This is a genomic window from Flavobacterium sp. ASV13 (genome assembly GCF_000745775.1).
In the GTDB taxonomy this organism is placed as follows: domain Bacteria; phylum Bacteroidota; class Bacteroidia; order Flavobacteriales; family Flavobacteriaceae; genus Flavobacterium.
In genome coordinates this window covers 131,057-155,892 of sequence record NZ_KN050752.1, presented here as the reverse complement: position 1 = coordinate 155,892, position 24,836 = coordinate 131,057, and the positions used below count along the sequence as shown (strand labels likewise).

At 33.6% G+C, this 24,836-nt stretch carries 22 protein-coding genes; 5 read left to right on the top strand and 17 right to left on the bottom strand.

Annotated elements, in window-relative coordinates:
- Positions 1–18 precede the first annotated feature (18 nt).
- From bioD to GQ47_RS21260, 15 genes are all read right to left on the bottom strand, one after another.
- Positions 19–636 (bottom strand): dethiobiotin synthase, encoded by a 618-nt coding sequence (bioD, locus tag GQ47_RS21330; protein WP_035652899.1) that lies wholly within the window; start codon positions 634–636, stop codon positions 19–21.
- A gap of 70 nt (positions 637–706) precedes the next feature.
- Positions 707–1,321: a hypothetical protein gene (locus GQ47_RS21325; protein WP_035652896.1), complete on the bottom strand. Its 615-nt coding sequence runs from the start codon at positions 1,319–1,321 to the stop codon at positions 707–709.
- A complete protein-coding gene (locus GQ47_RS21320; protein ID WP_035652894.1) occupies positions 1,311–1,814 on the bottom strand; it encodes an RNA polymerase sigma factor in 504 nt (167 codons plus the stop codon). The genes GQ47_RS21325 and GQ47_RS21320 overlap by 11 nt, the downstream gene beginning before the upstream one ends.
- A gap of 7 nt (positions 1,815–1,821) precedes the next feature.
- Positions 1,822–2,685, bottom strand: a complete 864-nt coding sequence (locus tag GQ47_RS21315; protein ID WP_035652891.1) for a TraB/GumN family protein — start codon at positions 2,683–2,685, stop codon at positions 1,822–1,824.
- 77 nt (positions 2,686–2,762) lie between these two features.
- Positions 2,763–2,957, bottom strand: coding sequence for a hypothetical protein (locus GQ47_RS21310; protein ID WP_035652889.1), 195 nt, complete (start codon positions 2,955–2,957; stop codon positions 2,763–2,765).
- A 144-nt stretch (positions 2,958–3,101) separates the two neighbouring features.
- Positions 3,102–3,506: a GxxExxY protein gene (locus tag GQ47_RS21305; protein WP_035652887.1), complete on the bottom strand. Its 405-nt coding sequence runs from the start codon at positions 3,504–3,506 to the stop codon at positions 3,102–3,104.
- A 41-nt stretch (positions 3,507–3,547) separates the two neighbouring features.
- Positions 3,548–4,684: an aminotransferase class I/II-fold pyridoxal phosphate-dependent enzyme gene (locus GQ47_RS21300; RefSeq protein WP_035652886.1), complete on the bottom strand. Its 1,137-nt coding sequence runs from the start codon at positions 4,682–4,684 to the stop codon at positions 3,548–3,550.
- A 77-nt stretch (positions 4,685–4,761) separates the two neighbouring features.
- Positions 4,762–5,400 (bottom strand): NAD(P)-dependent oxidoreductase, encoded by a 639-nt coding sequence (locus tag GQ47_RS21295; protein WP_035652884.1) that lies wholly within the window; start codon positions 5,398–5,400, stop codon positions 4,762–4,764.
- 211 nt (positions 5,401–5,611) lie between these two features.
- On the bottom strand, positions 5,612–5,893 hold the full coding sequence (locus GQ47_RS21290; protein ID WP_035652883.1) for a F0F1 ATP synthase subunit delta/epsilon: 282 nt from the start codon (positions 5,891–5,893) through the stop codon (positions 5,612–5,614).
- A gap of 80 nt (positions 5,894–5,973) precedes the next feature.
- Positions 5,974–7,485, bottom strand: coding sequence for a F0F1 ATP synthase subunit beta (gene atpD, locus GQ47_RS21285; protein ID WP_035652881.1), 1,512 nt, complete (start codon positions 7,483–7,485; stop codon positions 5,974–5,976).
- Positions 7,486–7,717: 232 nt separating this feature from the next.
- Positions 7,718–9,292, bottom strand: a complete 1,575-nt coding sequence (locus GQ47_RS21280; RefSeq protein WP_035652879.1) for an SGNH/GDSL hydrolase family protein — start codon at positions 9,290–9,292, stop codon at positions 7,718–7,720.
- 96 nt (positions 9,293–9,388) lie between these two features.
- Positions 9,389–12,178 (bottom strand): TonB-dependent receptor, encoded by a 2,790-nt coding sequence (locus tag GQ47_RS21275; RefSeq protein ID WP_035652877.1) that lies wholly within the window; start codon positions 12,176–12,178, stop codon positions 9,389–9,391.
- A gap of 304 nt (positions 12,179–12,482) precedes the next feature.
- Entirely contained in the window at positions 12,483–14,333 is a 1,851-nt protein-coding gene (glmS, locus tag GQ47_RS21270; protein WP_035652875.1) for a glutamine--fructose-6-phosphate transaminase (isomerizing), read from the bottom strand.
- A 9-nt stretch (positions 14,334–14,342) separates the two neighbouring features.
- Positions 14,343–15,953, bottom strand: coding sequence for a DUF4270 domain-containing protein (locus tag GQ47_RS21265; RefSeq protein ID WP_035652873.1), 1,611 nt, complete (start codon positions 15,951–15,953; stop codon positions 14,343–14,345).
- Positions 15,954–15,971: 18 nt separating this feature from the next.
- Positions 15,972–16,778 (bottom strand): glycogen/starch synthase, encoded by an 807-nt coding sequence (locus tag GQ47_RS21260; RefSeq protein ID WP_035652871.1) that lies wholly within the window; start codon positions 16,776–16,778, stop codon positions 15,972–15,974.
- A 78-nt stretch (positions 16,779–16,856) separates the two neighbouring features.
- Here GQ47_RS21260 and panC point away from each other — a divergent pair, with 78 nt between their 5' ends.
- The 4 genes from panC to radA all read left to right on the top strand — a co-directional run bounded on the left by panC (position 16,857) and on the right by radA (position 20,815).
- The gene (gene panC / locus GQ47_RS21255) at positions 16,857–17,735 is read left to right on the top strand and encodes a pantoate--beta-alanine ligase (RefSeq protein ID WP_035652868.1); all 879 of its coding nucleotides are present in this window, start codon (positions 16,857–16,859) and stop codon (positions 17,733–17,735) included.
- Positions 17,736–17,749: 14 nt separating this feature from the next.
- A complete protein-coding gene (panD, locus tag GQ47_RS21250) occupies positions 17,750–18,100 on the top strand; it encodes an aspartate 1-decarboxylase (RefSeq protein ID WP_035652866.1) in 351 nt (116 codons plus the stop codon).
- Positions 18,101–18,299: 199 nt separating this feature from the next.
- Positions 18,300–19,454 (top strand): alpha/beta hydrolase, encoded by a 1,155-nt coding sequence (locus GQ47_RS21245; RefSeq protein ID WP_035652864.1) that lies wholly within the window; start codon positions 18,300–18,302, stop codon positions 19,452–19,454.
- Complete coding sequence (gene radA, locus GQ47_RS21240; protein ID WP_035652862.1) at positions 19,454–20,815, top strand: DNA repair protein RadA; 1,362 nt, start codon at positions 19,454–19,456, stop codon at positions 20,813–20,815. Before GQ47_RS21245 ends, radA begins: the two co-directional genes overlap by 1 nt.
- An 87-nt stretch (positions 20,816–20,902) precedes the next feature.
- Here the strand turns inward: radA and GQ47_RS21235 are convergent, their stop codons facing one another.
- The gene (locus GQ47_RS21235; RefSeq protein WP_152561071.1) at positions 20,903–21,385 is read right to left on the bottom strand and encodes a DUF6252 family protein; all 483 of its coding nucleotides are present in this window, start codon (positions 21,383–21,385) and stop codon (positions 20,903–20,905) included.
- 275 nt (positions 21,386–21,660) lie between these two features.
- On the opposite strand from GQ47_RS21235, the gene GQ47_RS21230 reads away from it, so the two are divergent.
- The gene (locus GQ47_RS21230) at positions 21,661–23,625 is read left to right on the top strand and encodes a transglycosylase domain-containing protein (protein WP_035652858.1); all 1,965 of its coding nucleotides are present in this window, start codon (positions 21,661–21,663) and stop codon (positions 23,623–23,625) included.
- 58 nt (positions 23,626–23,683) lie between these two features.
- On the opposite strand, the gene GQ47_RS21225 is transcribed toward GQ47_RS21230, so the two are convergent.
- On the bottom strand, positions 23,684–24,721 hold the full coding sequence (locus tag GQ47_RS21225; RefSeq protein WP_035652856.1) for an aldo/keto reductase: 1,038 nt from the start codon (positions 24,719–24,721) through the stop codon (positions 23,684–23,686).
- Positions 24,722–24,836 lie beyond the last annotated feature (115 nt).

Genomic DNA, 24,836 nt, shown 5'->3' with positions numbered 1-24,836 from the left:
AATTCTATATTCTTTACTCTATAAATTCAATAGATTTTGGCGAAACAAATCAGCGTATTCCTTAATTACATTCTGATCAAAATAAGGTTCTTCGTCAATTCTTCCAATGGATTTAATTCCGGTTTTATTCAAAATCAAACTTTCGGTCGATTTGTTTTCGCTTCCGCTGAATATAATTCCGTCAACTTTAAAACCTCGATTCTGAAGTGCTTCAATAGTTAACAAAGTATGATTGATGCTTCCGAGATAATGTCGTGAAACTATAATTATTTTATAATCTTTCTGAATCAAATCGGCAATTGTATCTTTTTCGTTTAACGGAACAAAAATCCCTCCTGCTCCTTCAATTACCAAATGATTTTCAGTTTTTGGTTCCTGAATATTCTTCAGGTCAATTGAAATTCCATCAATTTCAGCAGCAAAATGCGGACTTGCTGGTGTATTTAATTTATAACTGTTTTCGAAGATTTTTGTTTTTGAATTAGAAATTCGGGTCTTTATCTTATGACTATCTGAATTATCTAAATCCCCAGCCTGAATTGGTTTCCAATAATCTGCTTCCAGCGCTTCAACCACTATTGCAGAAGTTATTGTTTTTCCAACATCGGTTGAAATTCCGGTTATAAATATTTTCATGGTACTGTTTTATTATACAGCAAAAATACCAATAAAAACAACAAACCCATCAATTACGATGGGTTCTGTTTTATTCTTCTTTTAATTGATCAATTACATTTTTAATTTCTTTAGCATGTTTTCCGTAAAATTTATGAACCCACCATTCTAGCGAAATCCCCATAAATAAAATACAGAATACAACGACAGAAAAAACACTTATCAATTGTGTGTTAGTAAAATTAGTCAGCTCGAAACCTGGTTTTTTTGAAAATTCGTGGTATAAAAACCCAACTAAAAACAATACCATAAACGGCGTTAAAGCAAATCCGAAGGTTTTATATAATTCCATATTAAGCCTTACGTCAAAATAAGTTTCATAAAGGCTGTCTTTTGTTTTTAAAGTAATCTTATTTAATCTTTTATAAAAAATGTAAAGCTTAACCAAGTAATACACACACACCGCAAGGAATATGCTGAACAACAAGAAAAATGGCACTATCCACTTTGCTGGAAAAGCAAATAAATAAGGCGTAAGACCAATTAACACAACACTCACCGACTGCATAATAAGTTCATTTTTCAGATTTTTTCTGATAATGTCCAAAGGTGTATTTGCCGAATTTATCTTTTCTAAATTATCTGGAACAACAACATTCTCTGTCTTTTCGTTGTTCCATGCGTTTTGTATATCGTTAAAATCCATATCCTTGATTTTTAATTATTTCTTTTAATTTTTCTTTTGCCCTGTTTAATTTCACTCTGGCATTTCCTTCAGAAATCCCGAGATTTTCACCAATTTCTTTATGAGAAAAACCCTCAAGTTGATAGAAAATAATGGCTTTGTCAATTTTTTCGAGTTTTTGAACCGCTTTATAAAAATGATCTAGCTGACTTTCTTTTATATGCGAATCGCCTTCGTCATCTTTAATATTTTCCGATGCAATTTCATATTTGTCAACTTTTCTCTTTTCTTTCCTAAGGAAAACAATTGCTGTATTAACTGCCACCCGATACATCCAGGTTGAAAATTGGCTTTCATTCCGAAACGTATCATACGATTTCCAAAGTTGGCAGACAATTTCCTGAAATAAATCCTGCTGATCGTCGTAATTGTCCATGTACATTTTCGAGACTTTGTACAGAATTCCTTTGTGACTTTCTATCCGATTTAAAAACTCTTGTTCTTTCTCTTTCAAAATAGTTTTAATTCATTACTGGTTTTACAATATATCCTGCTTTTCTTAATAAATTAATCACTCCAAATTCACCTCCCAAATGTGCCGAACCAAATGCAAAGAATACACTTTCCTTTTTCATCATTTGTGGCATTTCTTTTACCCAATTCAAATTTCTTTGATCCAGAATTATTCCTCTTGTTTTCTCGCTTGTAATTTTCTTGTCAGTTACGATATCAAACAAATTTTCAACATTTTCACTTTTATATGCAGCTACTAATTTAGCAGTTTCTTCCTGATTTGTCTCTCCTAACATATCAATCATTTCATCATTTGAATATGCATTTTCAAACATTTCAAATTGAGATTTTACCGTTTCCAAACCGCCAACCTGAATATTTCTTTTTTTAGCCATCTCTATAAATTCCATTTCATAAAGCTTGATATCTGTACAGCCGAAACTTTTCATCGAAATCAAACTCATTACCGTCATCAAACTAAAATTATCTACTTGCAAGGTTGTTATTCCAGCTGTCTTTTTTAAGATTTCATTTAATTTTGATAATTGCTCCGGACTTAAAAGTTTACTCAAAGGTTCTTTTCCCATTGCCATTTTTTGCATCGCCGTCATTTCGGCCGAATCTGCAAAATTGATTTCTAAAACTAATTTATTGGCGGTCGTAAATGCTTTCTTTGTTTTTTCAGAAAGGAAATAATCTGGCGTACAAATCATATGAACTGTTCCATATAAATAAGAAGGCTTTTCTAATCCATTTCCTGAAACTTCCCATAAAAGAGAGTTTTCTAGTTTTGGTAATTTTGTTTGTGCTTGCGCAAATGAACTAAAAATAAGAACAATTACTATTACGACAGATTTGATTAAATTTTTCATGATTTTGATTGATTAAAGTTGATAATTGATTGATGATGATTTGATTGATTGATTGATTGATGATTGAAACCCAACTATTATTTGCTGTATTTTTTTCTTTGCCAAGAAGCTACTGAAGCCAGAAACAAAAATCCTGAAACAAGCAATAATTTAGTATTCGGGTGATGTAATAAAAAATGATTTGTTAAAGCATATCCAAATGCTCCTGAAGTTAAAAAGATGAAAATAAAGTTGAAGATATTTTCTTTTGATAAAGCTGTTTTCGTTTTCATAATTATTTTGGTTTATTTGATTACGGCTCGTAAGTAATCGAATAATCAAAACGTTACAAAAAAAATTAAACTTTTTTAAAAAAGTGTGGAAATATAATACTTTAGAGAAGAAAAAAAGCCCACGGATCGAACTGATCTAACAGATTATCGCAGATTATTTATATTTTGTTTTCTATTATTTGTATAGATAATGCGCTTAAATTCTGGGGTTTCTCCAAAATTCAACAACAAGCCAACTTGAATTTGAGTTGATTTTAAATAATTCATTAATTGAGCAATATGCGAACTTGACAAACATTCACAGGCTTTAAGTTCAAGAATAATAGAATCTTCAACTAATAAGTCAGCGTAAAATTCGCCTACTAATTGATTTTTAAAATAGACTTTGATTTGCTTTTGAGCTTCAACTTTATATCCTTGTGATTTCAGTTCAAAATACATTGCATTTTGATAAACCTTTTCCAGAAATCCATAACCCAATTGGTTATAAACATCATAAAATATCTTTAATATTGGTTTAGTTATTTCTTTATGCAATAAATCGTTCATAAACATCCGTGCAAACCCGCTAAATCCGTTTCATCGGTGGACTAAAACACGAAATTTCCTAATAATTCTAAAATACAACTAATTTCTTCTTGGGAATTATAACTGTGAATACAAAAACGGAGACGTTCCTGACCTTCAGGAACAGTTGGAGATAAAATAGCTTTTACATCAAAACCTTTGTCCTGCAATTGTTGGGCAATACGTTTAACATTTTCATTACCCGGAATAATTGCCGATTGAATTGCCGATTTGCTTCTGACAAACATTGGCTTTAAACCCAATAAATTTTTCTGTTGATTAAAGAAAACTATATTTTGGCGAAGTTCATTAATTGTTTCTTTTTCAATTTCCAAATGTTGATAAGCAACCAAAATTGTAGCCACCGAATGCGGAGATAATCCTGTTGTATAAATAAAACTTCGGGCAAAGTTTACTAAATATTCGTTTAATTCGGGACTTCCCAAAACAACAGCTCCATGACAGCCGAGACCTTTTCCAAAAGTCATAATTCGGGCGAAAATTCGATTATGCAGTTGAAGATCCTGTATCAGTCCTTCACCTTTTTCTCCAAAAACACCTAAAGTATGCGCTTCATCAACAACTAAATAACAATTGTATTTTTCCGACAACTTTACTAATTCTTCCAAATTGGGGCTATCGCCATCCATTGAAAAAACAGTTTCAGTTACTATGTAAATATTGGTATCAGGAAACTTTAAAATTAAGCGCTCTAAGTCCTCAAAATCATTATGATTAAATTTATAAGATTTCGCATTCGACATTACAATTCCATCACGAATTGATGCATGACTTAACTCATCATACAAAATAACATCATTTCGTTGCGGTACAGCACTAAAAAAGCCCGCATTGGCATCATAACCCGAATTAAAAATTAAAGCCGATTCAGCCTCATGAAATTCCGTTATAAAAGCTTCTGCAATTTGATACAAAGAATGATTACCTGAAATCAATCGTGAACCAGTTGCACCATTTTGAATAAACTCGTTTTCGATTAAATAATGATGAGCCTGTTTAAAAATAGATTCCGATTTTGAAAATCCAATATAATCGTTTGAAGAAAAATCGACAAGATTATTAAAACTTGGCAATTTTCTCAACGAATTATTTTGCTTCCTATTTTCAAGCTTTTGAATAAGATTTTCAGGTAATTTCATGAAAGCAAAGTTATGAAATTGAAATTTGATATAAACAAACAGCAGGATTTGATGTTCCCGCTGTTTCCTACTTTACTCTAAATTTTGCTTATAAAAGGCGACTTGCAGCTATAATTTGATTCGGTCATTTCTTTAACCATAAATTGAGCAATATCAAATGCACTGATTTTATCTCCCAGACAATCTTCAAGATCTACTACAACCTCAGAACTATTATCAGTAAATTCAATAAACGGAACACGAACTTGCGTCCAATTAACATCACTTTGAACTAAAAGATCATAAGCCTTTTGACGATCTTCCTGAATTATTGGAAAATTAGTTTTCATCCAGTCAGTTGCCATAATCGTTTTTGGGCTTTTTTTATCAGATGGAACATCGATATTAAGACCCGCAAGAAGAACATAACGATCGATTCCATGTTCTTTCATGGCCTTCAAGACATGTTTTGTAACCGTACTTGCAACAATAGGCTCGTCTTTTCTTTGACCAATTGTACTTACAACAGCCTGACAGTCTTTGAGCAATAATTGTATGGATTCAAAATCGAGCGCATCGCCCTGAATGACTTCAATTTTAGAATTTTGAATTTCGAAATTTTGAGGATTTCTTAGTAAAAGCTTTAAACTAAATCCTTCATTTAATAACTGGTTTACAAGAAACTTTCCAGTTCTTCCGCCACCGCCAAGAACGGCAACTTTTGATATATTTTTCATCTCTGTTATTTATAAAATTTGACATAAATATTTACGTCTTATCTAGTCGATAAAACGAAACTGCAAAAGCTTACTGAGCTTTTACATCATAATCAATATTTTATAAAGAGATTTTAATACTTCAAAAGTAAAAAATATTTTTCAAAAAGCTTTAAAATAAAAAAAGCCACTCACTATGTGAATGGCTTTTAAACTTATCTTGAAATTGTTATTAGTCAACTAAAACAATTACTTTATTATCTTTCATTTCGATTGTACCTGACGTAATCTCTAATGTATAGGTTTGGTCATTAACTCTCACAAATTTACTTGCTACCTCTTTAGAAAAATTAAAGCTTGATGCTGCAATTTTTATAGTTCCTTTCTCAAGAATAGAAACAATAGGAGCGTGATTATTTAAAATCTGAAAGCTTCCATCAACTCCAGGAACCGTAACTGAAGTTACTTCTCCCGAAAATAATTTTGCCTCTGGTGATACTATATCTAAAATCATCTTTTTTTAGTTGAGATATAAGTTATGAGTTATAAGTGAGATGATACTCATAATTTATAACTCATAATTCATAATTAATATTAAGCTTCAGCTAACATTTTTTCTCCAGCTTCGATTGCATCTTGAATAGAACCTTTCAAGTTGAAAGCAGCTTCTGGAAGGTGATCTAACTCACCATCAATAATCATGTTGAAACCTTTGATAGTATCTTTAATATCAACTAATACACCTGGAATACCTGTAAATTGCTCCGCTACGTGGAATGGCTGAGACAAGAAACGTTGTACACGACGTGCTCTTGATACAGAAAGTTTATCTTCTTCAGATAACTCTTCCATACCTAAGATCGCGATGATATCTTGTAATTGTTTGTATTTTTGAAGAATCTCTTTTACTCTTTGTGCACAATCGTAGTGCTCATTTCCTAAGATTTGAGGAGTTAAAATTCTTGAAGTAGAATCTAACGGGTCAACCGCTGGATAAATACCTAACTCAGCAATTTTACGAGACAATACAGTTGTAGCATCTAAGTGCGCGAAAGTTGTAGCCGGCGCCGGGTCAGTTAAGTCATCCGCAGGAACGTAAACCGCCTGTACAGATGTAATAGATCCTTTGTTTGTAGATGTAATACGCTCTTGCATAGCACCCATCTCTGTTGCCAAAGTTGGTTGGTAACCTACTGCAGAAGGCATACGTCCTAAAAGTGCCGATACCTCAGAACCTGCTTGTGTAAAACGGAAGATATTATCAACGAAGAATAATACATCTTTACCTTGGTCAGATCCAGCTCCATCACGGAAATACTCAGCGATAGATAATCCTGAAAGTGCCACACGTGCACGAGCTCCAGGTGGCTCATTCATTTGTCCGAAAACGAAAGTAGCTTTAGACTCTCTCATTCCTGGCATATCTACTTTAGATAAATCCCATCCTCCATTTTCCATAGAGTGCATGAAATCATCACCATATTTAATAATTCCTGACTCTAACATCTCACGAAGTAAGTCATTTCCTTCACGTGTTCTTTCACCTACTCCAGCGAATACTGAAAGTCCACCGTGACCTTTTGCGATATTGTTGATCAACTCCTGAATCAATACTGTTTTACCAACACCAGCACCACCAAACAATCCAATTTTACCTCCTTTTGCATAAGGCTCGATCAAATCGATTACTTTAATACCTGTAAATAAAACTTCAGATGAAGTTGATAAATCTTCGAATTTAGGAGCTTGTCTGTGAATTGGCAAACCATTTTCTCCAGTTTTTGGCAATTCACCTAAACCATCAATTGCATCTCCAACAACATTAAATAAACGTCCATATACATCTGGACCGATTGGCATTTGGATTGGATTCCCAGTTCCAACTACCTCATATCCTCTTGACAAACCGTCTGTAGAGTCCATAGAGATTGTACGAACAGTGTTTTCTCCAATGTGAGATTGTACTTCAAGAACTAATAATGTTCCATCTTTTTTTGTGATTTCTAATGAATCATAAATTTTTGGAAGTTCAACATCTTTACCGTTGAAAACTACGTCAACTACTGGTCCAATGATTTGAGCAACTTTTCCTATTACTTTTGACATTACTTATGTATTTATTAAATAGCTATTTAGGTTTATCGAAAATACCTCTTTTTTCAGAGCGCAAAGATAATTTTTTAAAATATAAAATCAATTTTTTTTTCATAAAAAATACCATGATTTTGTTTGATTCCTAAAACTAAGGCCTCAAATAACTAAAATTGTATTTTTTAGCGAAATAAAAAAAGCCACTGCATTTTAAAAATGAGTGGCTTTTTACTAAAAAAAATTGGCATTATTGTATTACTTGCGGATATTGAATTGGATATGTAGCCAAATCAACATGACGCAATGTAGAACCATATTTTGCATTGATTGCATCGACGAAAATATTAGCAATCAAAGCATAACCTCTTGCACTTGGATGAACTCCATCTAAAGAGAAAGCTCCGCCTGTAGCAAAAGAAGAAGACATAACGAAATTTCCAAATCGAATACCTCCGCTTGACAATTGTGTCAACGTTGCTTTTGTATCAACGAAAGCAAGATCTTTTGCTTTAGCAACTGACTCAATAGTTACATTATAAGCATCAGTAGCTTTTTTAACCTCCGCTATTTCTGTTGGAACCAACACATGTTTATCCTGCAATGGATATGTTATTCCAAATTTATCCAAAGGTGCCGGCGGTGCAATTCCTAAACCAGAATTCGCAGCAGTTGGAGCAGTACCAATATCAGCTCTTGTTGTTAAAACTACCAAATCAGTAGCTTTAGCTTGTCTTGCCTGCCCAAATACAGTACCATAAAAAGCAGCTGTTTGCGCTCCCAATGTTGGAGTAAATGCCGCAGTTAACTGCGCTGATAAGTTAGTCAAACTTTCATCTTTTATTAAAAGCGGAAGATTTGCAGCTGTTTCAGACAACAAATTAATTCTGTCTCCTGCACCAAAAGCAGTCAATGCTTGTTTTAACGGACCATATAATTGAGCGTTCAATGCTTGTATCGTTGCTTTACCTACTGTCTCGTTGCCGCTTCCAAGAATTTTCGCCGTAAGCGGATTGTAAGGAACTGTTGTAAAATAAGGCAGAGCCGTAATGTATGGCAAATTTGCTACCACTCCTTTTGCCCCTTTAGCTGTTAAACTTGTAGCTAAAGCATTATATGCATTCGCAAACACAGTTGGATCTGTAATATCATTTCCTCCATATGTTGCTGGATTTGTATTTCCTGTTTGATCTTTTCCTACTCCTCCCGAAGTTGCATAGGCTAGAACATCATTTCCACCAATAAACAAAGAGAAAAAAGTTGGATTTTGCGCAACAGCATCAGCCAAAACCGATGTTGTAGCCGAACTAGCAAATCTAGCAAAATAAGGATTTGCAGCACCAGTAGCAACTCCGGCAACATTTCCGTAACCAGCAGCTAATAAGTGAAAACTTTTTGCTCCCGGAACACCTAAGTTACCAAATGTACCTGTAAGATGCGTAGTAACTTCTGTTGTTGGTTTTCCAGGTACGTTTGTCGGAGTTTGAGTTTGTCCAACAAAATACAAACGTGTTCCTGCAATTACATTCCCACCTAACAACAATCCTCCTATATTATCATTTGCTAAAGGGCTTTTAAATTCCCCTCCTCCCGCAGCAACAAATTGTTGTGCTAAAATATTAGGATACGCATTACTCTGTCCTTTTATAAACAAAGCATTATCACTATATCCTGCAGCAAAAGAATCACCCAGCGCTACGTATTTAGTTAAAACTGCCGACCCAGGAACAACCGGCACTTCAGCTGGCGCATCACTTTCGTCATTATTACATGCTGCCATAAAGGTTAAAGAAACCAATAAAAGCATTTTTATATTTTTTTTCATGTCATTTAAAATTTAAAAAATTAATACTTCTCTCTACTTCATTTTCAATCGAAAGGATAGAAAGAAAACCTACTTCATCAAATTAACTTCTTTTAATTATGGATTAATTGTCCAAGAAGCAAACCACATCTGACCAATTGCTCCGGCACCAATTACCTGAAGATAATCTTTTCCGAAAAGGTTAGTTGCTCCCACTTTAATAACTGATTTCAGTTTTGGAAGACCGTAATTAACCTGCGCATCAAGAACTGTATTTTTTGGAATCATTCCATCTCCGAAAGAAGATTGCCATAAATATTCTGTGTTCCATCTCACATTTACATTAAATCCTAAATTTTTAGCCACTTTTGCATTTCCTAAAGAAGCTTTGATCCTATGTTTTGGTGTATTAAATCCAGCCACAAAACTAGGATCTTGAGATTGATCAAAATCAAATTGTGCATAGTTATAATTAACACCCAATTCAAAATCTTTATATACTTTTTTAGACAAACCAACTCCAAAACCAAATGATGTAATCTGTGCAGTTGTATTTGTATAAACCTGATAAACTCTTCTGTCACCAAAAGCAAGTGCAGCATAAGTCATTTGTACATTTGGATCAGCAGGATTTGTTCCTACAGTTCCATAATAAGGAGAAATTACTCTCGCAGTATTCATGAAATCATTATAAATATTGTAATAAGCATTCAAATCGATTGACAAATCATTTTGAACAACAGAACGATATCCTGCCTCAAAAGCCTGAACTTGTTCTGGCTTTACTAAACCAACATTTGCAACTACAAGATCCGCTGGATTAGCAGACGCAGCAAATGCCTGAACAGAAGCCACAGTATAAGCATTATGATAAGCATTTTGACCAGACAAATTCACTGTAGCAGGAGCTCCAGCAGCCTGACCCGCTAAACTAACTGGCATAGTCTCTTGAAATCTATCTAAGTTTTCAGGTGCCGAACCAATTAAAGCAAATGGCCCTAAATCTAAACCAATATATTGATCCTGCGTTGTTGGGTTACGGAAACCTGTTTGATAAGACACTCTGAAGTTATGTCTTTTTGATTCACCAGCTGCATATGTAAATGAAACTCTTGGAGAAATCTTTCCATCAAAATTCTGGCTTTTGTCATAACGCAAAGATCCTGTAAATTTCAATCTGTCTTCTAACCATTTTTTCTGCAATTGTGCATATGCTCCATATTCTTTATACTCAATTGGCCCATCATAATCTGTAAAGATTGTTCCTTCTGAGTCCATAATATATTTTCTCCAAGAACCTCCTACTTGAATTTCTGCCCATTTAACCATGTCTCTAAAATTATAATTCACATCTGAATGGTATAATTTTGAGTGATCGATAAATTTTGCTCCCTGAGTCAAATCAGGATTAGCGATAACTTTTGCAAGTGCATTATTGAACTGCGCTGAACCTGGCTCAAATCTAGCAGAACCTGTTGGTTTTGGAAGAAAAGAAAGTGCAGGAGGAAGAATATTGTAATCAGCAAAATTTCTTGCAATTGCAGCAGATTCATTTGCATTTGTTCCCATCACAGCTCCAGAATACTGATAAGCAGTCGCATAATTAGTAAACCATTCTGTATCTGATTTTGCCGCTCTGTTTACGTTCCATGCCGCAAATCTCATATCATAAGAATCCCCGGCATCTTCACTAGTAAAATAAACTCTACCAAAGAAGTTTTTACCTTTTACCTCAAATTTACCTTGTTGCATTAAGAAATCTTTCAAAGCATATCTGTTTGCTCCTTGGTAAATTGTACTTCCTGTACCAATTTTATATTGAACAATAAATTCAGTATCATCTTTCCAAGGTTTGAAGTGCGCACTGAAATCGGCTTTCATACTTTTAACTTTATTATCAGTTAAATCTTGTTCGCGATATCCAGTTCTACTTACTTGCCCAACATTTGGAATAAAAGTAGTAACCTCGTCACCATAGATATTTAATCCATCATAATTCTGATTTACTGCATGACTATCACCTCCACTTGTCATACTTCTTTTGTCAGCAGCAATCCACTCTGTAGCTTCCATATAAGTGAAATTAGCTTTTAAAGCAAAAGTCTCCGTGAAAGCTTTTGCAGCTCTAATTCCAAAATCATTGTAATCATTAGTTCCGGCTGCATCCTGAGATGTTTGACCGTATTTATAGTAAACGCTAATTCCTTCATTAGTAAAAGGACTTTTACTATTCATAAACATAATACCGTTAAAAGCATTTGCACCATAAAGAGCTGAAGAAGCTCCAGGCAAAAGCTCAACACTAGCCACATCAATATCCGAAACACCAATTAAGTTACCCAAAACAAAATTTAGTGCTGGTGATGAATTATCCATTCCATCAACCAATTGCATAAAACGGGTATTTGCGACAGTTGCAAAACCACGCGTATTTATTGATTTGAACGAAATACTACTGGTATTAAAATGCACCTCTTTCAAATTCTCTAAACCATCATAAAATGTAGGTGCTGTAGTGTTTTTAATTTCCTGAATTCCCATTCTTTCAACAGTTACAGGAGATTCGATGATTCTTTCAGGAGTTCTTGAAGCAGAAACCACAATTTCATCCAATTTAGTTTCTTCATCTTTCAGCACTACATCAATTTTTTGACTTAAAGATGTAACACTAATTGTTTTAGTTTCAAAACCAACTGCTGACACCTTAAGAGTAAAAGGTGGTTTAGAAGCAGTATTCAATTTAAAAGTACCGTCAAAATCAGTTGAAGTTCCACCTGAACTTCCTACTATGTTGACATTGGCACCAGGGATAGATTGTTTGTTACTATCGGTAACAGAACCAGTAATTGAATTCTGCGCAAAGGAAACGCCGCAGAAAAACAACATAATCAGCAAATACACTCTCATTTGGGTTAGGTTTTTGGTTAGTTTATCTAGCCAAAATACAAATATTTTTGATATTAATAAAAAAACGTTAAAAAAAATTAATATTACGCATTAAAATTGTTAGTATTTTAACTTTTTCACATTGTGTTTTATTCAATTAACAGCAACAACGAGGCTTTTCAAATCTTAAATAGTATGCATACATATAAAATTTAATTAAAAAATTGAGGATTTAATAAAAATAACGGGGTCAGAAAAAAAATTCGACAATAAAAAAAAGCGAGACCTAAATCTCGCTTTTTTAACATTTATATATTTTAAATAATTACTCTACAGTAACTGATTTTGCCAAATTTCTAGGCTGATCTACGTTACAACCTCTCATAACTGCAATATAGTATGAAAGTAGTTGCAACGGAATTGTAGTAATAAGTGGTGATAATGCATCTGAAGTCTCAGGAATTTCGATTACATAATCTGCCAATTCACGAACCTGTGTATCACCTTTAGTAACAACAGCAATAATTTTACCACTTCTAGATTTAATCTCCTGAATGTTACTTACAATTTTATCATAATGACCTTGTTTAGGCGCAATTACAATAACTGGCATGTGCTCATCAATTAAAGCAATTGGTCCGTGTTTCATTTCAGCAGCAGGATATCCTTCAGCGTGAATATATGAAATCTCTTTAAGTTTTAAAGCACCTTCTAGAGCAACCGGGAAGTTATATCCACGACCTAAGTAAAGACAGTTTGGTGCATCTTTGAAAGCTGCAGCAATTTCTTTTGCTCTATCATTTGTTTCCAATGCTTCAGCAACTTTTTCAGGAATTATTTCTAATTCTTGTAAATAAGTATGGAAATCAGTATTTGACAAAGTTCCTTTCGCTTTTCCTAGTCTTAAAGCAATCATAGTTAAAACTGTGATCTGTGTAGTAAATGCTTTAGTAGAAGCTACTCCAATTTCTGGCCCGGCATGTGTGTAAGCACCTGCATGACTTTCTCTTGAAATAGATGAACCCACAACATTACAAACTCCAAAAACAAAAGCACCATTCTCTTTTGCCAATTTAATAGCCGCCATCGTATCAGCCGTTTCTCCCGATTGAGAAATTGCAATTACAACATCATCTTTGTTTATAATTGGGTTTCTGTATCTAAATTCAGAAGCATATTCAACTTCAACTGGAATACGTGTAAACTCTTCAAAAATATATTCTGCTACCAAACCTGCGTGCCAAGAAGTACCGCAAGCTACAATAAGAATACGTTTTGCATTTAAGAATTTTTCAAGATTATCTTCAACACCAGCCATTTGAACAATTCCTTCATTTGCATGAAGTCTTCCTCTGTAAGTATCTTTAATTACACTTGGCTGTTCGTAGATTTCTTTTAACATGAAATGGTCGTAACCTCCTTTTTCAATCTGCTCCAAATTCATTTGAAGTTCTTGAATATAAGGATCTACTAACGAGTCATCTTTAATTTTTCTAACTTTAAGAGGCTTGTGCAATCTGATGTTTGCCATTTCACCATCTTCAAGATAAATTGCATTAGAGGTATATTCAATAAAAGGAGAAGCATCTGAAGCAACAAAATATTCACCGTCGCCCACACCAATTGCCAAAGGGCTACCTAGTCTTGCAGCAACAATTTCATCAGGATTTTTTTTATCAAAAACTGCAATTGCATAAGCTCCTACAACTTGATTTAAAGCAATCTGAACTGCTTTCCCTAACTTAATATTTTCATTTTTCTGAACCTCTTCAATCAAGTTTACTAAAACTTCTGTATCTGTATCCGATTTAAAAGTATAACCTCTCTTGATTAATTCTTCTTTAAGCGGTGCATAGTTCTCAATAATTCCGTTGTGAATAATTACCAATTCACCAGAATTAGAAAGATGCGGATGCGAATTCACATCATTTGGCACTCCGTGTGTTGCCCAGCGCGTATGCCCTATACCAATCGTTCCGTTTGTTGCTAAGTTATCTTTCGCTTTAGCTTCAAGATCCGAAACCTTACCTTTTGTTTTACAAAGTTTTACTCCGGTTTCGTTGTCAAACAACATTACACCGGCACTATCGTAACCTCTGTATTCGAGTCGTTTTAATCCTTTGATAACAATAGGATACGCCTCTCTATGGCCAATATATCCAACAATTCCACACATATATATTTATTAATTTGGTTTCGTGTAGTAAATTTCAAGTTTCAGTCTTTTATCATCTGCAACAGAAGATTTTCCTCCGTACAGAACAGTTCCTAATGGCCCCATAACTGATCCTCTCGGCGCTGCTGAAATAACGCTGTTTTTTAATTTTAATCTATTAGAAGCAATCACGCCTATATCTTCTGTAACAACTAAACCTAATTTTACATTTACGGCTGTTGCATCTTTTATAAGATTTCGGATATGATTTGTAATTCTAACTTTATAATATGTACCTCGCTTAGTAGTTCCATCAACATTAATAATACCGCCAAACACATATTTTGTAGCCTTAGGATCACCTGTAAGTGCACCAGAAGTACCATCAGAATAATCAATCAAAGGTATATTATTAGTCAAATCATACAAATAAACTCTTTTAGGTTCATCTGCCTGAAAAGAGCCTGAGCCTTTAGATGACATTTGATCTGTATCAATATAAAAAACCAGATTCGCTTCATTTACAAGCCAGTTTTTAGTTCTAATTTCAGCCAGCTTAGATGCAAAACCATTTAGTTCAATAACAGCGACAGATCCCTGCCCTCCTTTAATATAAAGGCGATCATCACCTTCTGTTCTGTTTATATTTGCATCTGATATTGCACTTGTATAGCTAGCACTTTTCGCATCTTGCTGAAGACTAGCTGTAGCACCAGTCAAGTTAATCGTGATACTCTTATCCTCCATTGTCGTGTCAGGATCTGTAGTAATTGCCGTTTTTGCCTTATATTTAATGACAATTTTACCTGCTGTTGCAAAATTAATCAAAGCTAAGTTTGCTGGATTTGCTCCCGATCTTGCTACTTTGAAATATAATCCTCTAAAATAATCCTGGAATATGTTTGCTGATGATAATTTTTCTGCAGGAGCATTTAAAATTTTATCCATGAAGAAGCTTTTATCTAACATCAAACGCATTTCCGGCGCTACTTTAGTCAAAACTACTTTACCATTAGCATCAATCGTCTTGTCTGTTATTTCAGCTTTGTTAAAAAAGAATTCTGTATTTTGACTTTTACTACTTGAGTTATTAAGCTTTGCACCAATATTTCCGTCAAAATCAGCATTATCATTAGCGCTTGTATAATACAATTGAGGCAATTGAGTACCGTTATCAAAAAAACTGCTACGCATTACAACTTTAGACTCATAAATACTTAAATCGATTTTTCCGTCAGCAGGCCCAAAAACAGAATCTAATTCAAAAGTACGCTTACCATCAGCATCAGTAGATACTACATGGCTAAAATAAGGAACACTCAAATATACACTATCAATAACAGCACCTTCACCAATTGTTGGCGCATATTCTGACAAAGCAACCTGAGTAACATAACTTCCTGTTGTTGTACCTAAAACCGGATTATCATAAATACCCAAAGCATTAATCGCCAATCCATTTGACTCAATAGGCGTTACCTCTTGATTATAGGCTAAAACATCATATTTTTCAGGTGTCAAATCAAAATGATTGTCTCCAATTAAATCATCACCAATTGCATTAAAATCTCTATCGCATGAATATAAAAAAACTACCGTTGCAGCTACTAGAATTTTCTTAATAAAAGAAGTATTGTACATTTTTAAAATTAAAGTTAATTAAAGACCCATTTTTCTATAGAAATTTGTATACGCTTCAGCGAATGCATCTTTCGGGGTGAAAGGTAAAAAAGGTTTTCCTGAAGATTCTATAAATTTTGTTAAACTTGGGGAAACATTTTCAGAGGCAATGATTACTGCATCTGAGTGTAATATACTTGCTTTTAAAACATTCTCATAATTTGGAACTTCCAAGTCAGAAACAGATTCATGCGGCACGCCATCAAATTTAACTTTGTTAATCATCTCCATATCTAAATTCTCATCAAAAGATTGTCCGTAGACTGATGTAACAATTTTAGTCTCTGAAAACAAAGCTTCATTTTTATAATAATGCTTCATATAAATAGGAAGCATTGCTGCCAACCATCCGTGAACATGAATAATATCTGGAACCCAGTTCAATTTTTTAACGGTTTCAACAACTCCTTTAGCAAAAAAGATCGCACGTTCATCATTGTCAGGATACAACGCACCTTCTTCGTCAGCAAAAGTTGCCTTACGCTTAAAATACTCATCATTATCAATAAAATAAACCTGAATTCTTTCTTTTGGAATTGAAGCAACTTTAATAATCAATGGCATATCTAAGTCATTCACTACCAAATTCATTCCAGAAAGCCTGATCACTTCGTGTAATTGATGTCTTCTCTCGTTGATATTTCCATATCTTGGCATGAAAATTCTTATCTGACCTCCTTGATCGTTAATCATTTTAGGAACGTCATAAGACATTAAAGAAACCTCATTTTCAGCCAAATAAGGCACGACTTCAGATGATACATATAATATCCTCTTATCTTTCATAATAGTATTTTACTTAATTTTTGGTAATAAAAACGTCGCAAAATTACAAAATTTTATGCAGTTTATAACTAATATATTATGTTTGCACTAAATTTTAATAATACTGCCATGCATATTTTTTACGGTAAAGTAGCTTTGATAGCTTATTTAAAAACTATCAAAACCGCAAATTCAACTATAGGATTTGTACCAACCATGGGAGCTTTACACCAAGGGCATCTGGCTTTAATGCAACGATCACTTAAAGAAAACGACGATACCGTTGTAAGTATTTTCGTAAACCCTACTCAGTTTAATAATCCTGAAGATTTAGAAAAATATCCTCGAACTCTTGAAGAAGATGTAAAAAAAATGAGAGGATTAAGTGACAAAATAATTTTATACGCTCCTTCAGTCGAAGATATTTATGAAGGAAATACAATTTCGCAATCCTTTGACTATGATGGTTTAGAAAATCAGATGGAAGGAAAATTCAGACCTGGGCATTTTAATGGAGTCGGAACAATTGTAAAACGTCTTTTTGAAATCGTAACACCTACAAATGCTTATTTTGGAGAAAAGGATTTTCAGCAACTACAAATTGTTAAAAAACTAGTCGAAAAAAATAATTTACCTGTAAATATTGTGGGCTGCCCAATTTTCAGAGAAGATAATCTTTTAGCGATGAGCTCTCGAAATGAGCGTTTAACAGCCGAAGAAAGAAAAGAAGCTGCCATAATTTATAAAACCTTAACAGAAGCAAAAGAAATATTTCAAACTAAATCACCTCAGGAAACCATTCAATTTGTTGAAGACGCTTTCAAAAACAATGAAAGATTTGAATTGGAATATTTTGTCATTGCTGACGAATCAACATTATTATCTATTGATCATAAAATTAATGACAAAAAATACCGTGCGTTTATAGCGGTATTTGTTAATTCTATAAGGTTAATTGACACCATTTCATTAAATTAAATTACCTTTGCAGCATGCAAATTCAAGTTATAAAATCAAAAATTCATCGAGTAAAAGTTACTGGTGCCGATTTAAATTATATTGGCAGTATTACTATTGATGAAACTCTACTAGAAGCTTCAAATATTATTGAAGGCGAAAAAGTATCTATTGTTAACATTAATAATGGTGAGCGTTTTGAAACTTACGCTATAAAAGGCATAAAAAATTCAGGCGAAATCACACTTAATGGCCCTGCCGCAAGAAAGGTTCAAAAAGACGATATTATTATCATCATTTCATATGCGACCCTGGAATTTGAAGAAGCCAAAACCTTCAAACCATGGATCATTTTCCCAAATGAAAACGATAATTCGTTAACATAAAACATAATTTCATCCTTATTTTTATTCACAATTTGTTCAAAATATTTTGTCCAAACAGATTTTCTATTGCCTCAAATTAAAAAAATAAGCGTAGGAAATCATTGCTTTTTTTTAAGTCCCAAAATACCAAAAAGCAAATAAAGTATTATATTGCCATACAATTTCCAATACTTTTTAATTCACTGAAATGCTACAAATCATGAAAAAAGTCTACCTACTGCTTGCATTCATATCTGTTTCTGTTTTTTCTCAGAAAAAATTCGATAATATAAAATCTGAAAAACTGGGAGAAGAGCGACGAATAACAATTGGGCTTCCGCCATCTTATGATGAGAAATCGGATAGAAAATACCCAGTTTTATATCTTTTCGACGGAGATTATTTATTTGACCCATTTTCTGGAGCAGTAAGTTATGGTGCATATTGGGACGATATTCCGGAAATGATTATCATCGGGATTCATCAAAATAAAAATGATGAGCGTGAAGACGATTCAACAATCGATCAAAATGAAGGTTTGCCTTTTGAAAAAGGAGCAAAATTCTTTGAATTTGTAGGTGCCGAATTAATTCCGTACATCGAAAAAAAATACCATACTGCGCCTTTCAGAATTATTGCAGGTCATGACATAACAGCAAGTTTTGCTAATTTTTATTTATACAAAGAAGAACCAATTTTTAATGCATATATCTGTTTAAGTCCAGAACTTGCACCAAAAATGGAAGTTAGAATAGCTGAGAAATTTGCAAAAATCCAAAAACCAATATTCTATTATCTTTCTGCAGGAGAAGGTGATAATAAAAAAATTAAAGAACCTATTGAAAAACTGAACAGCAATATTAAGGTTGCAAATAATCCGTTAGTGAATTTTAAATATGATGTATTTAAAGGTGCAACGCATTATACTGAGGTTTTACATTCAATTCCGAATGCGTTATATCAAATTTTTGAATCGTACAGACCAATTAATTCTGCTGAATACAATGAAAAAATTGCAGTTCTAGAATCTGGCTATTCCGATTATTTAGAAAAAAAATACGCTACAATGTCTGAAATTTTAGGATTTCAGGTTCCAGTAAGAATGAGCGACTTCAAAGTAATCGAAAATATTATTTTGAAAAAAAATGCTTATGATGAATTAGGAAAAATGGCCGAAATTGGAAATGTAAATTATCCAAAAGCCATGTTAGGAGAATATGAATTGGGCTTGATGTATGAAAAAATGGGCGACCCAAAACATGCTTCAAAAAAATACCAAAATGCTTCTCAAATGGAGCCAATCGGAGATTTGAACAAGGATTTGATGTATGAGAAAATCGACGAAATGAATACGCTTGCTAAAAAAACTAAATAATGTCAAAAGTTAAAACTTCCTTTTTTTGCCAAAATTGCGGCACCCAATATTCTAAATGGCAGGGTCAATGCAACGCGTGCAAAGAATGGAATACAATTGCTGAAGAAATTATTCAGAAACAAGAAAAAGTGGCTTGGAAAAGCGAACCAACTTCAACAAACAAAGCACCAAGACCTTTAAAAATTGACGAAATTGATTCGGCTCAGGAAATCCGAATGGATACAACTGACGGCGAATTGAATCGTGTTTTAGGAGGCGGAATTGTTCCGGGATCTTTAACGCTTTTAGGCGGAGAACCTGGAATTGGAAAAAGTACACTTTTACTTCAAATCTCATTAAAATTACCTTATAAAACTTTATATGTTTCTGGTGAAGAAAGTCAGAAGCAGATAAAAATGCGCGCCGAAAGAATTACACCAAACAGCGATAATTGCTACATTCTAACGGAAACTAAAACGCAGAATATCTTCAAACAAATTGAAGCAATTCAGCCGGAAATTGTAATCATCGATTCGATTCAGACTTTACACACTGATTATATTGAATCAACTGCCGGAAGTATTTCTCAAATTAGAGAAACCACGGCCGAACTGATCAAATTTGCTAAAGAAACCAATATTCCGGTTATTTTAATTGGACATATTACTAAAGACGGAAACATTGCCGGACCAAAAATTTTGGAACATATGGTCGACACCGTTCTTCAGTTTGAAGGCGACAGAAATCACATTTACCGAATTTTACGTTCGTTAAAAAACCGTTTCGGCTCAACTTCTGAACTTGGAATTTATGAAATGCTCGGAAGCGGTTTGCGCGAAGTAAGCAATCCGTCTGAAATATTGATTTCTCATAAAGACGAAGAATTATCTGGAACTGCAATTGCTACAACACTTGAAGGCATGCGCCCACTGATGATCGAAATTCAATCTTTAGTAAGCACCGCAGTTTACGGAACTCCGCAAAGAAGCACAACGGGTTATAACGCCAAAAGATTAAATATGATTTTGGCCGTTTTGGAAAAAAGAGCCGGCTTCCGACTTGGAGCTAAAGACGTTTTCTTAAACGTAACAGGCGGAATTTCTGTTGATGATCCAGCAATTGATTTGGCCGTTGTAGCTGCGATTTTATCTTCAAATGAAGATATTCCTGTTGGGAAAGGTTTTTGCTTTGCTGGCGAGGTTGGACTTTCAGGCGAAATTCGCCCTGTAAATCGTGTTGACCAACGCATTCAAGAAGCTGAGAAACTAGGCTTTGACACCATTTTTGTTTCTAAATACAATAAAATAGCTTTAAAAAATACCGGAATCAAAATTGAACTTGTAGCAAAAATTGAAGATGTTGCGAGTATTCTTTTTGGATAAATTCAAAAATATATTAATGACAATAAAAAAATCCTACTCCAACGATTCATCATTGATAAGTAGGATTTTTTTATTAAATAGAGCTACTTAAAGCCTTGGAACTCTAAAACTTCCTTCTGTAACAGTAAAAGTTTTTCCACTTTTTGTTCCAGAAAAATTAAAGGTTCCTTCGATTTTTTTATCATTTATCAAAGTAATGTTAATGTTTCCAGAAGTAGCATCAACATTATTAAATTCGGGCATAAAACTAAAAGTAACCTGATAAGTAGATGTTAGCTGTGACAAATCATAAACTACTGTGTGATTTCCTACACTAAGATTCAAAGGCATCCACAATGAAACTCTTTTATAAGTATCATCAATCCCTGAACTTCCGGCAACAAGCAAATTCAGCGAAGTTGAAACACTTGGGTCAAAATTATAAACAGTTCCGTTGTACTTAAATTTAATAAACTCTTCCTGACTTGTCTGATCTGAATCATCATCAGAAGAATTATCACTACTGCAAGATGACATAACTAATGCTAAGACCGCAAAAGACAAAAACATTACTTTCTTAAAAATTTTCATTGATTATAATTTAATATTGTTAACACGATAAATGTATGCGCTAAAAATTTTAAATCATTACGGTTTATCTCATTTACAAAACAAAGAATGCATTAACAGAAACTCAATCCTGAATTTTTTCCATAAAAAAAGAAAATAACAAAAGATAACACTAGTTAAATCAAGTTCTTACCAAATCATCAAAAAATTAAAAGAAAAATTTTACAAGCTGATAATTTTAAATTTAAATTTACGCTAGATTTGAAAACTGAATAATGTCGAAGCAAATTGCGTTTATGAAAATACCAAAACAAAAAATATACAAAATCCTAAAAATACTTGCCGTACTACTTGTTTTACTTTGCATCGGACTGTATTTTTTTCGTGATTCGCTTTTAAAACAAGCCATTGCAAAAGTAAAGCACAAAATGGCAGTGAGTTACAACAGTGATTTTTCTGTAAAAGAAGCTTCTTTTGACGGCTTATCAAGCATTAAATTAACCGACGTTATTTTAGTTCCAAAAGGTGCCGACACACTTCTTAAAATTGAAAAAATCGAAACCAGTGTCAGTTTAAGCAACTTATTGATTGGTGATGTTCAGGTTGGAACTCTAAAAATCAATAATGGTTATATTCAATTGGTAAAAAAAGGAAAAATCAGAAATTTTGATGCTTTCTTAAAAAGAAACAGTGATGATTCTGAAAAAAGTGAAAAACGCAAATACGGCGCTTTTGCTTACCGAATTATTTCAAAATTGCTGAATTTGGTTCCGACCGACATGCATTTGGAGAAATTTCAATTCAAAATTGATGACAATGGAAAAACAGCATCAATAGCAATTGATAAATTGGTTTTAAATGATAAACAACTCGAAACCAATCTTCATGTTCAAAGCAAAAATTTCGATCAGCGTTGGAACATAAAAGGTTTTGCCGATCCAAGAAATGAAAAAGCCGATATTCGATTCTTCAATTTAGATACAGGAGCTATTCGCGTTCCCTATTTGGACGAACGTTATAACTTAAAAGCCAGTTTTGATTCCATTAGACTAAACGTCGAAAAAATTGACAAAAGCGGCAGTGAACTTCACATTGACGGCTTTACTTCTATCACCAATTTAAAAATCAATCATCCAAAAATCGCCAGCAAAGATGTTGTAATCAAAAATGCCCGTTTTGATTACCGATTTTTATTAGGCGATAATTTCATTTCGATAGACAGCACCTCAACAATGCAGTTGAACAAAATCAAAGTAAAACCTTATATTTCATATGATACGGAAGAAGATACTGTTTATACTTTGAAAGTAAATATTCCAAAGATGAAAGCGCAGGATTTTATCGTTTCGCTTCCTGACGGATTATTTACACATTTTCAAGGAATGCAGGCGACTGGAAATTTTGATTATAAACTCGATTTCAAATTCAACCAAAACAAGCCAAACACACTTGTTTTTGACAGTAAACTCAACAAAGAAGATTTACGAATTACAAAATACGGTGAAGCCGATTTAAATAAACTAAATGGTGAATTTGTTTACCGCGCCATAATTCAAAATGTATTGCAACGCCCAATTTTGGTTGGAAATGCAAATCCGAATTATACGCCTTTAGACCAAATTTCACCTTATTTGAGAAAATGTGTTTTGACGACCGAAGATCCGTCGTTCTTCTCACATCGTGGTTTCATCAATGAAGCTTTCAAGCAATCAATTCTTAAAAACATCAGAACCAAAAAATTCTCTCGAGGCGCCAGCACGATTAGTATGCAGTTGATCAAAAATGTTTTCCTGACACGTGAAAAAACGCTTTCGCGAAAGCTCGAAGAAATCTTGTTAGTTTACATTTTAGAAAACAACCGAATTGTGAGCAAAGAAAGAATGCTGGAGGTTTATTTCAACATTATCGAATGGGGTCCAAATGTTTATGGAATTGGCGAAGCGAGTCATTTTTATTTCCAAAAAAGCCCTTCTGACCTAAATGTAGATGAATGTTTATACTTGGCGACCATTATTCCGAAACCGAGAAAATTCATGTATCAGTTTAATGATCAAGGCAATTTGAAAGATTATGCAATTAAAAATCAGAAGTTTTTAAAGAATTTAATGTTCCGCCGAGGCTTGTTAGTTCCTGAAGATACGCTTGGTCAATTGCCGGTTTATATTTCAGGAAGTGCGCGTTCGCTGATAAAAATTAAGGCTCCGGATTCAACTGCAGTTAAAAATGATTCATTGGCTGTTGATGATGAGTTTGATTTATAGAAATAAAAAAATCCCGATAAAGTATATTATCGGGATTTTTTTATTTTATCTTTTAAAATTAAGGCGCCGGATCAGGAATAATGGCCTGAACAGCATCAATCTCAGCAAGGATTTCTTTTGAAAGCACTACATCAATTGTATCAATATTTTCTTTTAATTGTTCCAATGTTGTTGCGCCAATAATTGCACTTGTCAAAAAAGGCTGTTGCAATACAAATCCCATCGCTAATTGCGTTAACGTTAAACCATGTTTTTTAGCGATTTCCTGATACAATTTAGTCGCTTGAGTACATTGATCACTATTGTAACGTTTGTATTGCGGAAAAAGATTAATTCTCGCTTTCGGATGACTTTCTCCAGTTAAGAATTTCCCTGTCAAAACTCCAAATGCCAAAGGCGAATATCCTAATAAACCAACATTTTCATATTTTGAAACTTCGGCAGAATTCACTTCAAACAAACGATTCAATAAAGAATACGGATTTTGAACGGTTTTTATTCTCGGCAGATTATTGTATTTGCTTTCTTCCAAAAGACGCATCATTCCCCATGAATTCTCGTTTGAAACTCCAATATGTTTAATTTTACCTTCTTTGATTAATCCGTCAAAAGTTTCAAGGATTTCTCTAAAATTGTCTTCCCAAACATCATTATGTCCATGAAAAGCACGTTGTCCGAAATTATTGGTTTTTCTTTCCGGCCAATGCATTTGGTACAAATCTATATAATCTGTCTGAAGTCTTTTTAAACTGTTTTCAACCGCAAACTTTATACTTTCCGGCGAAAAATCCAGTTTCTCACGCATGTACCCAAAACTCGGATTTGGACCTGCAATTTTAGAAGCTAAAACAATTTTATCACGATTTCCCGATTTCTTAAACCAGGTTCCAATTATTTTTTCTGTACTTCCGTAAGTCGCTTCACTTGCTGGAACCGAATACATTTCGGCTGTATCGAAGAAATTCACTCCTCTTTCAAGAGCGTAATCCATTTGAGCATGTCCTTCAGCTTCGGTATTTTGCTGCCCAAAAGTCATTGTTCCGAGATTGATTTTACTAACTTTTATATCGGTGTTTGGTAATGTAGTGTATATCATATTTTTTAAAAAGGTTCAAAGTTGCAAAGAGACAAAGGTACAAAGTGATTTTTCAAATCTAAATTTGACAAAGGTTAAAATAATGATAAGATAAAATTTTTAAAATAAAAAAAGC

Bases quoted from the DNA above. Each gene is read 5' to 3' on its own strand.
- bioD (WP_035652899.1), bottom strand. From the start codon at position 636: ATGAAAATATTTATAACCGGAATTTCAACCGATGTTGGAAAAACAATA.
- GQ47_RS21325 (WP_035652896.1), bottom strand. From the start codon at position 1,321: ATGGATTTTAACGATATACAAAACGCATGGAACAACGAAAAGACAGAG.
- GQ47_RS21315 (WP_035652891.1), bottom strand. From the start codon at position 2,685: ATGAAAAATTTAATCAAATCTGTCGTAATAGTAATTGTTCTTATTTTT.
- GQ47_RS21310 (WP_035652889.1), bottom strand. From the start codon at position 2,957: ATGAAAACGAAAACAGCTTTATCAAAAGAAAATATCTTCAACTTTATT.
- GQ47_RS21305 (WP_035652887.1), bottom strand. From the start codon at position 3,506: ATGAACGATTTATTGCATAAAGAAATAACTAAACCAATATTAAAGATA.
- GQ47_RS21300 (WP_035652886.1), bottom strand. From the start codon at position 4,684: ATGAAATTACCTGAAAATCTTATTCAAAAGCTTGAAAATAGGAAGCAA.
- GQ47_RS21295 (WP_035652884.1), bottom strand. From the start codon at position 5,400: ATGAAAAATATATCAAAAGTTGCCGTTCTTGGCGGTGGCGGAAGAACT.
- GQ47_RS21290 (WP_035652883.1), bottom strand. From the start codon at position 5,893: ATGATTTTAGATATAGTATCACCAGAGGCAAAATTATTTTCGGGAGAA.
- atpD (WP_035652881.1), bottom strand. From the start codon at position 7,485: ATGTCAAAAGTAATAGGAAAAGTTGCTCAAATCATTGGACCAGTAGTT.
- GQ47_RS21280 (WP_035652879.1), bottom strand. From the start codon at position 9,292: ATGAAAAAAAATATAAAAATGCTTTTATTGGTTTCTTTAACCTTTATG.
- GQ47_RS21275 (WP_035652877.1), bottom strand. From the start codon at position 12,178: ATGAGAGTGTATTTGCTGATTATGTTGTTTTTCTGCGGCGTTTCCTTT.
- glmS (WP_035652875.1), bottom strand. From the start codon at position 14,333: ATGTGTGGAATTGTTGGATATATTGGCCATAGAGAGGCGTATCCTATT.
- GQ47_RS21265 (WP_035652873.1), bottom strand. From the start codon at position 15,953: ATGTACAATACTTCTTTTATTAAGAAAATTCTAGTAGCTGCAACGGTA.
- GQ47_RS21260 (WP_035652871.1), bottom strand. From the start codon at position 16,778: ATGAAAGATAAGAGGATATTATATGTATCATCTGAAGTCGTGCCTTAT.
- panC (WP_035652868.1), top strand. From the start codon at position 16,857: ATGTTTGCACTAAATTTTAATAATACTGCCATGCATATTTTTTACGGT.
- panD (WP_035652866.1), top strand. From the start codon at position 17,750: ATGCAAATTCAAGTTATAAAATCAAAAATTCATCGAGTAAAAGTTACT.
- GQ47_RS21245 (WP_035652864.1), top strand. From the start codon at position 18,300: ATGAAAAAAGTCTACCTACTGCTTGCATTCATATCTGTTTCTGTTTTT.
- radA (WP_035652862.1), top strand. From the start codon at position 19,454: ATGTCAAAAGTTAAAACTTCCTTTTTTTGCCAAAATTGCGGCACCCAA.
- GQ47_RS21235 (WP_152561071.1), bottom strand. From the start codon at position 21,385: ATGAAAATTTTTAAGAAAGTAATGTTTTTGTCTTTTGCGGTCTTAGCA.
- GQ47_RS21230 (WP_035652858.1), top strand. From the start codon at position 21,661: ATGAAAATACCAAAACAAAAAATATACAAAATCCTAAAAATACTTGCC.
- GQ47_RS21225 (WP_035652856.1), bottom strand. From the start codon at position 24,721: ATGATATACACTACATTACCAAACACCGATATAAAAGTTAGTAAAATC.